General features: G+C 62.8%; 8 protein-coding genes. 3 read left to right on the top strand and 5 right to left on the bottom strand.

The window, feature by feature from the left end; translation table 11 throughout:
- Window positions 1-26 precede the first annotated feature (26 nt).
- The gene (locus PSUB009319_RS09800) at window positions 27-1,445 is read left to right on the top strand and encodes a PAS domain-containing protein (protein WP_124382036.1); all 1,419 of its coding nucleotides are present in this window, start codon (window positions 27-29) and stop codon (window positions 1,443-1,445) included.
- A gap of 176 nt (window positions 1,446-1,621) precedes the next feature.
- The gene (locus PSUB009319_RS09805; protein ID WP_124382037.1) at window positions 1,622-3,163 is read left to right on the top strand and encodes a methyl-accepting chemotaxis protein; all 1,542 of its coding nucleotides are present in this window, start codon (window positions 1,622-1,624) and stop codon (window positions 3,161-3,163) included.
- Window positions 3,164-3,273: 110 nt separating this feature from the next.
- Here PSUB009319_RS09805 and PSUB009319_RS09810 read toward each other — a convergent pair whose 3' ends face one another.
- The 5 genes from PSUB009319_RS09810 to PSUB009319_RS09830 form a co-directional block, all read right to left on the bottom strand.
- Window positions 3,274-3,582 (bottom strand): H-NS family nucleoid-associated regulatory protein, encoded by a 309-nt coding sequence (locus PSUB009319_RS09810; RefSeq protein WP_124382038.1) that lies wholly within the window; start codon window positions 3,580-3,582, stop codon window positions 3,274-3,276.
- A gap of 413 nt (window positions 3,583-3,995) precedes the next feature.
- The gene (locus PSUB009319_RS09815; RefSeq protein ID WP_124382039.1) at window positions 3,996-6,083 is read right to left on the bottom strand and encodes a bifunctional diguanylate cyclase/phosphodiesterase; all 2,088 of its coding nucleotides are present in this window, start codon (window positions 6,081-6,083) and stop codon (window positions 3,996-3,998) included.
- A 297-nt stretch (window positions 6,084-6,380) separates the two neighbouring features.
- Window positions 6,381-7,634 carry a helix-turn-helix transcriptional regulator gene (locus tag PSUB009319_RS09820; RefSeq protein WP_124382040.1) on the bottom strand — a complete coding sequence of 418 codons (1,254 nt, stop codon included), beginning with the start codon at window positions 7,632-7,634 and terminating at the stop codon, window positions 6,381-6,383.
- Between the two features lie 132 nt (window positions 7,635-7,766).
- The gene (locus PSUB009319_RS09825) at window positions 7,767-9,452 is read right to left on the bottom strand and encodes a ShlB/FhaC/HecB family hemolysin secretion/activation protein (RefSeq protein ID WP_124382041.1); all 1,686 of its coding nucleotides are present in this window, start codon (window positions 9,450-9,452) and stop codon (window positions 7,767-7,769) included.
- A gap of 269 nt (window positions 9,453-9,721) precedes the next feature.
- Complete coding sequence (locus PSUB009319_RS09830) at window positions 9,722-11,044, bottom strand: collagen-like triple helix repeat-containing protein (RefSeq protein WP_124382042.1); 1,323 nt, start codon at window positions 11,042-11,044, stop codon at window positions 9,722-9,724.
- A gap of 487 nt (window positions 11,045-11,531) precedes the next feature.
- Here PSUB009319_RS09830 and PSUB009319_RS09835 point away from each other — a divergent pair, with 487 nt between their 5' ends.
- Entirely contained in the window at window positions 11,532-12,599 is a 1,068-nt protein-coding gene (locus PSUB009319_RS09835) for a collagen-like triple helix repeat-containing protein (RefSeq protein ID WP_124382043.1), read from the top strand.
- The last annotated feature ends 396 nt before the right edge of the window (window positions 12,600-12,995 follow it).

Here is a 12,995-nt window from a genome sequence, read left to right on the forward strand (position 1 = left end):
CGCGAACCAACAGGAGATGCTCGGTCGTGGATGACGCGTTTATCGCTCACCTGATTGGCACGCTTGCGCGTGCGTTGTTGCCTGCGTTGCTGCCCTTTGTTGTGGCATGCGGTGCGGGCAGTTTGCTGCTGCGTTTGCTCGATGACTTGCGCAGCGCCACGGCTTCGCGCACGCGTCTGCCGCTCGTCATGATGGCACTGTTCGCGGCCATTGCATTGTGGACGGTGCCGCTGCTGCCGTTGCTTGTGCATTGGCCGCTGCGTGAGGACACGGCAGTGCTTGTGATGACGCTGGCTTCGTTCTGCTGGAGCCTTGCGGTGGCTGCGCTGTGGTGCGTGCTCGGTGGGCGTGCGGGTGTGCTGCGCGCCATCTTGCTCGGCGTGTTGCTGAGCGTGAGTGGGCCGGTGGCGGTATTGCTGCTGGCGGGGGTGACGAGCTTTAGTGCCACCGCCTGGGAAGACGCCGGGCTGCTTGGCATCGTCATGGTGTTGTCGGCGGCCGCATGTGCGGCCGCACTGCAATTTGCGCTCTCGGCGCGGTCGGGCGCCACCGGGGTGGCGGTCCGTCGTCCGGGCGTGAGCTTGTTTGTGAGCGTGCTGTTCGGCACCGCCTTGACGGTGGATGCGGTGTACACGGCATCGTTGGCAGGTTCGTTTTCGACGCTTTCCACCGTGCCCGGCAACGCGCCGGCAGGGCTGCGGTTGTTGCCTGGGGTGGGCGCGGTCGCGACGGTGCTCGCCGCTTTTCTGCTGGGCTATCGGGATCGCGCTATGGGCGACACCGCAGCCGCCGTTGCCAGCCGCGAAATCCGTTTGCGTAAGGAAACCGTGCAGGCGCTCAACGACCTGGAGCAGAGTTACCGCAGCCGCGAGGCCGAACTGGTTGCGCGCCATCAACTGCTGCTCGACGGCGCGGACGTCGGCCTGTGGGAGTTCGATCTGATCACGCGCGCTGCGCAGTTTTCTACGCGTTTTGCCGCCATGCTCGGTTACACGCTCAAGGAGATCGGGCCGAGTACCAGCGAGTATCTGCGCCTCGTGTATCCGGACGATTTGCCGATGGTGCTCAATCGCATCCAGGCGCACGTTGATGGCAACACGCCGGCCTACGTGGCGGAGTTCCGCATGCGGCACAAGGATGGCAGCTATCGCCAGATTGCCGCGCACGGTGTGGCAGTGCGCGACGCTGGTGGCCATGCCGTGCGCATGGCAGGGTCGCATATCGAGGTGATCGCAAAGATGGCCCAGGCAGAGGTTGCGGTGTTGGACACGTCAATCGCTGCTGAAACACCCGAAACGCTGCGCCGCCATGGCTTGTGGGAGTCCTGGACGCCCACCGATCATCCGGCGGCAGAGGCCGTTGCACCTCAACCCGCATCGACAACCGCTGCCGCGCCCGCAGGCAGCGGCACGCTTCCGAGCATCAATCCCGACGCGTTGCGTTGAGGTTTTTCTTCCTTTTTCCGCCGACGGGCAGGTACTTGAGTATTTGCCCTACTCAAGTTTTCCCTGTGTGCGTTCGATAGCTCAGACAGAGCGCGTGTAATCGCGCCAGGGGAGCGCCGCGAACAGCACTTGTGCCATGTTCGCGGACAAAAAGAAACGCTTGGAGGGATGGAAAGATGAACCGACTCACGCTTCGTCAGAAGCTGTGGCTGCCGCTCGTCCTGAGTTGGCTGTGTCTGCTGTTGATCACGCTGTGGAGCACCTGGGAGACCCGCACCCTGCGCCTGGAAGAGCGCCAGCGCGATTTGCGGAACATCAGTGAATCCGTATTCAGCCTGATCAAGGATTATGGGCAGATGGCGCAAGACGGCAAGCTCACCGCCGACGAAGCACGCGCCCAGGCGCTCGCACGCATCAAGACAGTCCGCTACGGCAAAGACGGCTACTTCAGCATCAACCAGACCAACTCGGTCATGGTGATGCATCCGATCAAACCCGAAATGAACGGTAAAGACATGTCGGGCTTTACGGATCCGGCGGGGAATCACCTATTCGAGGAAATCTCTCGCACAGGCAAGAGCGGCGGCGGCTTCGTCGATTATCTGTGGCCCAAACCCGGCGCCGACGCGCCGCAGCCCAAGAAGAGCTACGTGTTGTATTACCAGCCGTGGGATTGGTGCCTGGTCACGGGCACGTATATGGATGACATCGAGACCGCATTCCATGCGTCGCTCGTCAAGGCGCTGGGGCTGTTGTTCACCATTGGTTTGTTGATGACGGTCGTGGTCGTGGCTGTCACACGCAGCCTGCAGCGCCAGTTGGGTGGCGAGCCGGCCTATGCCGCCAGCATTGCCGGGCGTATCGCCGCCGGTGACTTGGCCGTAAAGGTTGAAACCCGCTCGGGCGACCGCGACAGCATGCTCTACGCCATGGCGCAAATGCAGCGCGAGCTGACGGGCACGATCGGCAACATCAAGAACTCGGCCGATTCCATTGCCAGTGCCACCAAGCAGATCGCCGCCGGCAATGCTGATCTGTCGCAGCGTACGGAGCAGCAGGCATCATCGCTGGAGGAAACGGCATCGAGCATGGAAGAGTTGACGTCGATCGTGAAGCAGAACGCCGACAACGCGCGTCAGGCCAGCACCTTGGCCATTAACGCCTCGGATATTGCCGTCAAGGGCGGCGAGGTGGTCGGACGTGTGGTCCAGACCATGTCGGGCATCAACGACAGCAGCAAGAAGATTGCCGACATCATCGGCGTGATCGAGGGCATTGCTTTTCAGACCAACATCCTGGCGCTGAATGCTGCCGTAGAAGCCGCCCGTGCAGGCGAGCAGGGCCGCGGCTTTGCCGTGGTGGCCGGCGAGGTGCGCAGCCTTGCGCAGCGCTCAGCCAGCGCAGCCAAGGAGATCAAGGAGCTGATCGGCGATTCGGTGGGGCGCGTGCAGAACGGCTCGGCGTTGGTGGAAGAGGCCGGTGTGGTGATCCAGGACGTGGTGACTGCCGTGAAACGCGTGACAGACATCATGGGCGAGATTTCTGCGGCATCCGACGAGCAGAGTTCCGGCATCGAGCAGGTAAATCAGGCCGTCAACCAGATGGATGAAGTGACGCAGCAGAATGCCGCGCTCGTGGAGCAGGCGGCTGCGGCGGCGCTGTCGCTGGAAGAGCAGGCGCAATTACTGCGGACGGCGGTGGGGCGCTTCCAGGTGTAACTGCCCCGCGTATTTGCGGGCAGGAATGCAAAAGGCCGGCAAATTCGCCGGCCTTTCTCTTTTGTGGTCTCCGGCGCGCCTCTTTGTGCAGGCTCGGAATACTGCGCAGGTCAGGCGACCAGAAAATCCTCCATCTTCCGGCCCGACGACAGCTCCTTGACCAGCCAGCCCGGACGCTTGCCACGGCCCGTCCAGGTATTGCCGCTGTTGTCGCGGTAACGCACCGGGACCTTGCGGCCGGCCTTCTTCGAGGCCATGGCACCCTTGGCGCCAAAACCGAGGTCATCGGCGGTCAGGCCGTATTCCTCGATCTTGTGCTTGATTTCAGCGATTACCGTCGCTTGTTCATTTGCCCGGAGTTCATCGGCTTGGCGCTGCAGTTCAGAGATCTTCTGAACGATTTCTTTGTAAGTCGGCATTATGGATTCCTCAACTTTGCAATTGAAACAAGGGCACGCTCCCCGTAGCCCAGCGCATTATAACGACTTTGCAGGTGAGAAATGAATTTCGTTAAGACATCGTGTCAATCGCGTGGATTTTCTGCCGCACTGCGCGTTGGGAAAACGAGCATGGGAAGGACGTTTGCACGATGTGCTGAAGTCGTAAACATATGAACTAATGCAGAGCCATTGGGCTGTATTGCACTCGATGGAGTGAACGCGCTCCGCAATTCGTGCACAATTCTTTTCTTATGTGACCGCTTCATTGCTTCGGCAATCGCCTTGGGCCTTCATCCAATATTCCTGAATATGAGGTGAAAGGTCCTTGAAAGGTTGTGTTGAATGCATGCAAATAGCGCATTCTATGTGCCGTCTTATTCAATATCACGCGTTCAGGCGTACTGGACTCCAAGGAGACCTTGAAAATCCTTGGCTGGCAGCGGGCGTGCCAGCAGATAGCCCTGTACCTGATCGCATTGCAGATTTACCAGGGCCTGCATTTGCGCTTCGGTTTCTACGCCTTCGGCCACCACGGTCATGTCCAGCGAGTGCGCCATCGCGCAGATGGCGCGAATGATGGCGGCGGCCTCGGGCGGGTTGTCGTCGAGCGCAGAGACGAACGCGCGATCGATCTTGATCTGCTGGACGCGAAAACGCTGCAGATAACTCAGGCTGGAATAGCCGGTGCCAAAATCGTCGATGGCCACTTCAAAGCCGAGCGACTGGATCTGGCGGATCACCGCGGTGCTCTGGTCAGCATCGCGCATGGCCGCCGTCTCGGTAATCTCAAACATCAACCGATGCGCGGCCACCTGATAGCGATGCAGTATCTGTGACAGGCGCTGCACGAGATCGGGTTGCTGGAACTGTCGTGGTGAAAGATTAACGGCGATGCGTTGGGGCGGCATGCCCATGGCATCCCAATGCATGATCTGGCGACAGACCTCTTCGACCACCCAATCGCCCAGTTCGACGATGGTGCCGGTGCGCTCGGCCAGCGGGATGAACTCCGCAGGTGATACGGCGCCCAGTTCCGGATGATTCCAGCGCAGCAGCGCCTCGGCGCCGGTCATGGCCTGCGTGCGCGCATCGTACTTCGGCTGGTAGTGCACGGAGAGCTGTCCGTTGAGCGCCGCGTGCGAGAGCGCACGTTGAATCTGCAGCACGCGGTGCGCCGTGGTGTTCAGGCGTGGTTCAAAGAAACGGTAAGCGTTGCCGGTGGATTGCTTGCAGTCGAACATCGCCGTGTCGGCATGCTCAAGCAGCGTATCGGCCGTCGCACCGTTGTGCGGGTGGACGACCACGCCAATGCTCGCAGTAGCACGCAGGCGCCGGCCTTCCACCTCCACCGATTCGCGCAGGCGGAACAGCAGCTTGTCGCCGATGGTGGCGGCGGCCTCGGGCAGGGCCAATCCTTCAACCAGAATGCCGAATTCGTCGCCCCCCAGGCGGGCCACGGTGTCTTCGCCGCGAATGGTCTGGCGCAGGCGTTCGGCAATGATTTGCAGCACGCGGTCGCCGGCGTTGCGGCCGTATTGGTCGTTGATCTGGCCGAAGTTGTCGAGATCCAGATAGAAAAGGGCGAACGGACGTCCGCGTCGCGTGGACGACAGGATCGCCGCCTCCAGCGCTTCACGCAGATGCGGGCGGTTCGGCAGACCCGTGAGCGTGTCGTGGAACTGGGGCAGAGGCGTTTGGTTTGCCACGCGCGCCAGCGATGCTTCCAGATGCGCCTGTGCAGAGTCGACGCGGGTTTCGAGCATCATCAACACAGCATGCAGGCCCAGCGCGATCAGCACGCCGCCGGCGCTGAGCATGATGACCGGCACGATATGCATCGTCGACTCGTCGGCCGGCCATGGGGCCGTAGATGGCCACAGCGCGAGCGACAGCACAGCAGTTGTTGCCAGCACCGCTGCGGCGCGCGCGCGCAAGCCCACGACCGCGCGCCGTTGCGCCGGCGGCGTGTGAAATGCCATGGACATCGCCAGGCCTACGCCTGCGCCAAGAACGAGCATGCCGCCACCCCAGCCGAGCAAGGCGCGGCGCAGCGACAAGGCATCGTCATGCACCCAGGGGCGTGTCAGATACAGCTCCATCGTCAACAGCCCGATGCCAAGCGCTACGGCGCCCATTGCGATGGTGCGCCGTTGCGGGGCTTGGGCGCCGTTGGCGAGCGAGGTGTCCGGCAACACGATGGAGAAAGCTGCCAACGCCGCAGCCAGCGCTGTCATGAGTGTTGCCGCGATGGGCGCAGATATGAGTGTGCCGACCTGCCGATGCAGACCAAGCTGGCCAAGCCACAGCCCTGACCAAAGCCCAATGCCAAGAATGGCCGCGCAGGCCATGCGCCAGTTGCGGCGTTTTGCGACCGTCGAGCCCCCCGGCAGACGTGTCGCAGCGTCCAGTGCGGCAAACGTGGTCAGCCCAGTGCTGGCCCACGCAAACAGCAGCAGCGCAATATGGAAATCGTTATGCATGCGAGCGCATCCGGCGCGGGCCCCCCGATCTACGACCAGCGCCAAGTCTGTGTTTTGCGGCGAGGATAGCGCAAAAAGCTGTCGCTTCAGGCCGTGAAAAGGCGTGTTTGTTGCGCGCTATTCACAGAATGCGTCGGGATCATTCACCGCTATTGCACGGTATCAAACGAATATGACAGCGCCACGCCTGTCTTGATGCATCGGCATAAACCGCCGAAACGTGACCCGGGTATACGCGGATGGCTCGACGCCCGCTATTGGGCGTCGCAAATCAAACGAAGTCAGATGAGGTGTCAGTCAGGCATTCAGGCGGCCGCGCCGACGCGAAGCCGGGGTGGCGGCGCCAGCACGTTCCAGATCGACGCTGGGCAGAAGGTGCAGTAAGCGCACGAGTTCGGACTGGCGATGCGTGCCGGTCTTGCGCAGGATGTCGCGGATATGCACCCGCACCGTGTGCAGCGAGAGGAATTCGCGCTCGGCGATCTCCTGTAGCGTTTCGCCGGCAGCCAGCCGCGCAGCGACAATGCATTCCTTGTTGGTCAGCCCGAACAGCGATGCGAGCACGCCGGCGTCCATGACCGAGCGGGCTTCGGAGTTGCCGACCAGCACCAGCGCCAGCGGCGAAGCCCAGGCCGAGCGCATCGCATCGGAGGGTGCGAGCGGCGTCGCAATGAAGGGCACCGGACGGCCATCGCGCGCAAGATACATCCACGAACCGGCCGCGCCTTGCACACCGAGTGAGCCGGCGGCGTGTTCGATAAGGTTGCGCAGTGCTGCGTTGTGCGTGTGGTCTGCCGAATGCAGCCTGCCGCCATCGAGCGACAGGCGGTCATCTTCTGCTGTCATCGTGCGGGCCCAGGCGTTGGCGTACTTCACGCGCATGGTGCGCTCGATGACCATCACGCCGAAGTCCAGCGTATCCAGCCCGGCCATGCCGAGCGCAGCGAGTTCGTTGAGCTCCAGATTGCGCTGCTGCATGCGCGCGGCGCGCTGCAGATGCGGCAGCACGCGCTGCAGGCGGGTTTCGCGCTCCGAAGCACTGACTTCCGATGCATCGTCGTCGCGCGTGCGCAGGCGCATCGTGACGCACATGTCAGGCGTATCGATCAGGGTCATGGCCGCCGAAGGCATCTCTTCGGATACCTTGGCGCTGAACAATTGCGGGTCTTGGCAGAAGGCGTTGCAGTGGCCTGGCTGCGGGCAGTGCTGGCACCAGCCCGACGAGACGCCATGGCGCGGCGTTTCGGTGTGCTTGTCCCAGACGAAATAGTGGGCGCTTTCGGCGCCAGCGTAGACAGAGAGCAGTGCCAGGGCGATCGGCATCTGCGCAGGCTCAAGTACCGCCTCGTAGATGGTATCGACGAGTCGATGAAACTCTGCGTCATCCGATAGACGTTGCAGCATGATGGCCCCCGGTGCGTATTGCGACGGCTGAGGGTGCAGTCCCTTGCTGTCGGCGTGGCGCGGCGTGATGCCGCCGTCGCTGTGAGGATTGTTGTTTTTCTGCGCGACTTCAGTGGTAATCGGCAACTCTTTGGAAAAACTTAACATTCCGCTTCTGATGCTCCCAAATTCCGACGGTACTGTATCCCCCCCCTAAGAGGGGAGTATGGGCGACTTTCAGCGCTGAAAAAATAAAAAATATAAAAAACTCCTACACATGTTCACGATACAGGGCATGTGTCAGTTGAACCGGTACGTATATGCTGCGTTGAATCGCAGGCTGCGTGAGCTTGAATTGATCGGTTTGTCGCCCACAGGGCGCGCGATGGCGAGGTCCAGCGTGTAGTACTTCCGATCAGAGAAGCGCACGCCCAGCGCGATCGAGCCAAGCTGGTCATGCACCAGCGTGCCCGCATTCGAATACACCTTGGCCGTGTCATACAAGACGTAGGGCTGCACGGTTTTCAGGTAGTTCATTGACACCGGGAAAGCGCGATTGAGTTCAACCGACGCGCCCCAGCCCCGGTCGCCCGCCACTTCACCAGCCGGATAGGCGAGGCCGAAGAAGCGTCCGCCAAAGCTGATCTGCTCAGACGAGGGCAGCACGGCGCCGCTGTACTGCGCAGCTCCGGACACCACTACGCCAAAGCCCAGCGGCAAGTCGTGTGCTTCGCTGGCGGTGATGCGCGTGCGCAGGAAGCCCAGATCGACATTGTTGTTGGCATTGGCAGAGGCTGCTTTGCTGGCTCCCAGGCTATTGATCCCCTGGTACACGCCGAGCGATGCGCGGCGTGTCTCGCCCGGATTGACCTCCGTATAGAGGACCTCGGCGCCGGCGACGCGCACCTTGGTATCCAGCTCCGTTTGCGCCAGTGCAACGTCCTGAGGCGTGTAGCGTTGCTTGTCGTCGTTGCCATAGACGGTGCCCGTCACCGTCAGGTTGCGCGTGTTCGAGAGCAGCACCGGGTAGCTCAATGACAACCCGAGCCGCTGCGTATCCGTCAGGTAACGCGATTGATAGCCCAGTTGCTCCAGCGGCAGATTCTCGGGCATGCCGCGATAGTGCGACCACGTGAGCTTGGCCAACAGCCCATCCGTGCCGATCGGCTGCGCCCACGTGGCGGAGTAAAACGTTTCGTGATCTCGCCCGCGCGGTTGCAATGTCGACACGCTGATCTGTTCGCCCAGCGGCGTCAGGCTGTTGAGCGTGCCCGTGATGACCGCCCGCACCCCCGGCGATCGATATTCGACGCCCGCGCCGATCGTATACGGCTGGCGCTTGACGTTGAGCACCAGTTCACTCGCGCCATCGGTGGTCGTGGGCGGTTGCACGGTCGCGGTGATCTGCACGCCCGGCTGCTGCGCGAGCACGCCGGTCACGCGCTCAAAGGTCTCGCGGCGCAAGGGCTTTTCATTCATCAGGCGTTGCGAGATTTCACGCAGGCGGCCCTCCAGCGGGCCGGGTGTGCCTTCGATGCGCATGCGCGCCACGTAGCCTTCCACCACGGTGACGCGCACCACGCCGCCTTCGAACGTTTGTGCCGGCACAAAAGCAAACGAGAGCGGGAAGCCGCGATCGGCATACAGCTTGGTCACGTCGTTCGCGGCCTGCAGCAGTTGCGCGACGGTGATGTCGCGCCCCGCCAGCGGCGCGAAGTGCGCAGCGATCTCGGGAAACGGCAGTGTCTTCACGCCTTCGATCTGGAACTTGGTGGGCGTGAGGTGTGTGGCGAGCAGGTTTTCCAGCGCGGGGTTCGGCCGCTGCACTTCCACCTGAATCTTCTGCTGGGGCGGGCGGGAAGTATCGACGCGGGGCAGTGTGTCGATCGGGTTGCCTTGGGTCGGGCTGCTCTGGGCCCAGCTCAGTGCCGGGCCGGTCAGTGCTACGCCTGTGGCCAGGGCCAACCGCATGGTGGTGGTCCGCACGCGTGTCTCCTCCGTGGTTTTCGTTTGTGGTGCCGCGAGGCCGTGCAGCCGCGCGTTGCGTCAAACGATAACCGCGAGACATGGTGCTTTACAACAAGACACATAGAGGGAACGTTCACGCGACGCAACGGCTCAGGTAGATACCGATGGTGCCTAGCCGCGTGCCAGCAAGCCCAATGGTGATGCCGCATTGCGCGGCATCACTGCGTTTGAAACGCGACATCGGCGCACGGGCGTGATAGCCGGCCCGCCGATGCGTGGATCGCCAATCAGTGGTGCGCGCCGCTCAGTGCGCCGCCCACCGTGCCCAGCAGGCCGCCCACCGCGCCCGTGACTGGCGACAGTGGTGTTGCCCCGCCTGCCGAGGTCAGGCCGGTACCCACCCTGGTGACTACGCCGCCAACCGGAGCCGTGATCGCGCTGACCGGGCCCAGCGGGTTGCTGGTGCCGCCGGTTGCAGCGCCCAGGCTGCCGGGTGCGCCGGTGATTGGGGCGAGCGGGTTGCTGGCGCCCGTCGCGCCACCCAGGCTGCCCAGGGCACCGGTGAGCGCGCCCAACGGACTGCCGCCCGCGCCGCCGCTCAACCCGCCGAGTGCGCCGGTGATCGGTGCCAGCGGATTACCCGCCGCTGCCGTCGGCGAATACGCCACGCCTCCCAGCGCGGCAACGGTGTTGCCCGTGGCTGTCACCACACCGCCCAACCCGCTGACAACCGGAACATTGGCCGCAGTGAGCGTATTGCCGCCGTTGGCCACGGCACCGCCAATCGTGCCCAGCAGCGTGTTAGCCGGCGAACCCAGGCCTGAGGCTGCGCCCAGCGTTTGCGTGGCGCTGGTGAGTTGCGAAGTCAGCGGCACGATGGCCGTGCTCAGTTGCTGCGTGAGTTGTTCCACCGGACCGGTCGACAGGGCCGAGCCCAACGTGCCGCCGCCGTTGGCTACGGCTTGACCGGCTTGCGTGACCGCGCCTGCCAGCGGTGTCGTCACTGGAGCCAGCGGCGCCAGTGGGCCGGTGCCCAGGTTGTTGACCAGCGTGCCAGTGCTCGTGACCGTGTTACCGGCGCCCGTCACTACGTTACCGAGGCTGGCGACCGTGGTGCCAACCGGATTGCCGTTGCGGCCGATGCTGCCCAACCCGTCCTGCACGCCCGTGCCCAGCGCCGAAACCGTCGCGCCAGCGTTTCCAACCATACCGCCGAGGCCGCTTTGTGCACCACTCAACTGCGAGGGCAGCGGCGCGGTGGCGATGGTCTTGCCGAGGCCGCTCACAGTCGAACCAGCCGTTGTGACAATGCCGCCTGCGTTGTTAAGAACAGCGCCAGCCGGCGTCAGCGGCGCTGGTGCCGGAGCCGGGCTGGGAGACGGGGAGGGCGATGGCGACGGCGACGGGGAGGGCGATGGGGAAGGTGCGGGCGAAGGCGTCGGCGTTGAACCGCTGCCGTTGTTAGTCGCGCCGCCACCGTTGCTGGTCGACCCACCGCCGTTTGAACCGCCCAACGAGCCGCCGAGATCGCCGGAGCCTGAGCTTGCGCAACCGCCCAATACCAGCAGGCTTGCCATGGTGGCGGCCAGGCACTTGATGTTCTTATTCATGATGGATCTCCCGTTTTAAAAGTCCGCTTTAGTAAGCTGGAAAATGTCCCACTGTCGATGTGGGTGGCCGGACTCTGCAAACGGTGTGCCATGCCGCCATCATTACGCAATCCGTAATGAGATATCTTGATTTGCGTGGTTTGGTCCTTAGAAAATGGATGGATTGTGAAAATTAACCAGAATAAGGGATTTACTCACCCTACTTGAGTAGGGGTCGCCCATCCGTTTGCGGGGTTATGTTGGTGATGAATATGTTCCGTGTCACGTTACGTTGTAACGTCCGGAACGCGAACTTCGCAGGGGTAACGCGCTATCTTTGTATTGGGGTAACACCTGAGGCGTGGCCCGCAGAGTCAATATCTACGCTGTCCCTTGAAAACCGAGCACTGTTTCTAACGCGCTGGCATGCCATTTGCAAAATGTGGCCCGCAGTCCGCAGTACCGAGCTCAGACATCAAGACACATCATTCCAAGAAGGGGACGGACCATGACTCACATTCGACACTCCATGCGCGTTGCACCATTGGCCTGCGCTGTTGCCGCGCTCATGCTGGCGGCTTGTTCTTCGGGAGGCTCGGGCTCGGGAAGCTCGCCTACCGCGAATCCGAACGATGTGACGGGCGTGACGCCCGTTGGCAAGGTGGCCAACGGCGGCGGCAACACGGTGGTCGCTACGGGGCAGGCGGTCAGCAGCCTGGGTGCGACGCTGCAGAACGCCAATATTCCGGGCTTGTCTGACCAGTCCAAGGCCGGCCTTGGCGGCACGGTTGGCAATGCAGGCAAGGCCGTCAGCGACCTCGGCCTGGGTGTGCAGACCGGTCTTGGCAAGATGGGCCAGAACCCGAACCCGGTCGGTACGACGGTGGCCAGCACCGGCAACGTGGTGACCGATGTTGGTCAGGCTACGGTGAGCGCCGGTTCGCTCGTGCAAGGTCTGGGCCAAGGTTCGGGCGCACCGCTTGCGCCGGTCACCCAGCCGGTCGGCGGTGGCGTGCAGCAGGTCGGCCAGGCAGTGATTGGTGGCGGCACGATGCTGGGAAGCGCGCTGTCTTCGGGCGCGGTTCAGCAGGTGACGCAGCAACTCAGCACGGCCATCGTGCCGGTCACGACGCAACTGACCAGTGCCACGCAAACCGGCGGCGACGCAACCGGCCTGGGTGGCCCATTTAATTCGTTGCTGGGCACCGTTGGCGGTGGCGTGGCTGGCGCCGGCAACACCATCACCGGGACAGGTGTGCCGGTGGTGTCGAACCTGGGGCCCGTGGTCACCTCCGTCGGGGCGACTGTGGCGGCGATCGGCGGTGTTGCAACGGCTGGCGGCGCATCGGGCAGCAACCCCCTCAGCGGCCTGCCGGGCGGCGTTGGCGGTAGCGGTGGCAACCCGCTGGCGCCCCTGACCGGTCTCCTGGGCGGCGCGGCAGGCAGTTCCAACCCGCTGGCGCCCGTCACCGGCCTGCTGGGCGGCGCGACCGGCGCGGCCGGCGGCACATCAGGCAGCAGCCCTCTGGCTCCTGTCACCAACTTGCTGGGCGGCGTTGGCAGCCTGGCGCACTGAGCAGTACCTGTCTGTGCTCTTGAAGGTGCGCGGGCGTGTTCCCGTCGCTCGCGCATCCTTTTTTTGCCTAGACAGAAAATGGGGAGCGTTTGGACCAGCCCCGGGATTAATGGAAAACCCGCTCTTATAATGGATGCAACGTCCACGGAATTAAGGGATTTCCATTAGTTTTCAGGGGTCTGGCGAGTTTTTAATAAAAATTAATAGAGAGTTGACTCTAAATCTGGTCAAGTACCTAAATTGGGTTATTTTTTTTGCGGCGCTGCACGCCTATAAAGCTGTTACGGTGTTACGTGACGTGCGTGACATGCCAGAAAAAATAGATGGACTTGGGGGGCGTGCAGTGGTCGTTAGGCGATTTTGCGGTGCACAACCGTCTGGTGTGCGTCAATTTCG

Source organism: Ralstonia sp. SET104 (assembly GCF_003851545.1).
Lineage (GTDB): Bacteria > Pseudomonadota > Gammaproteobacteria > Burkholderiales > Burkholderiaceae > Ralstonia.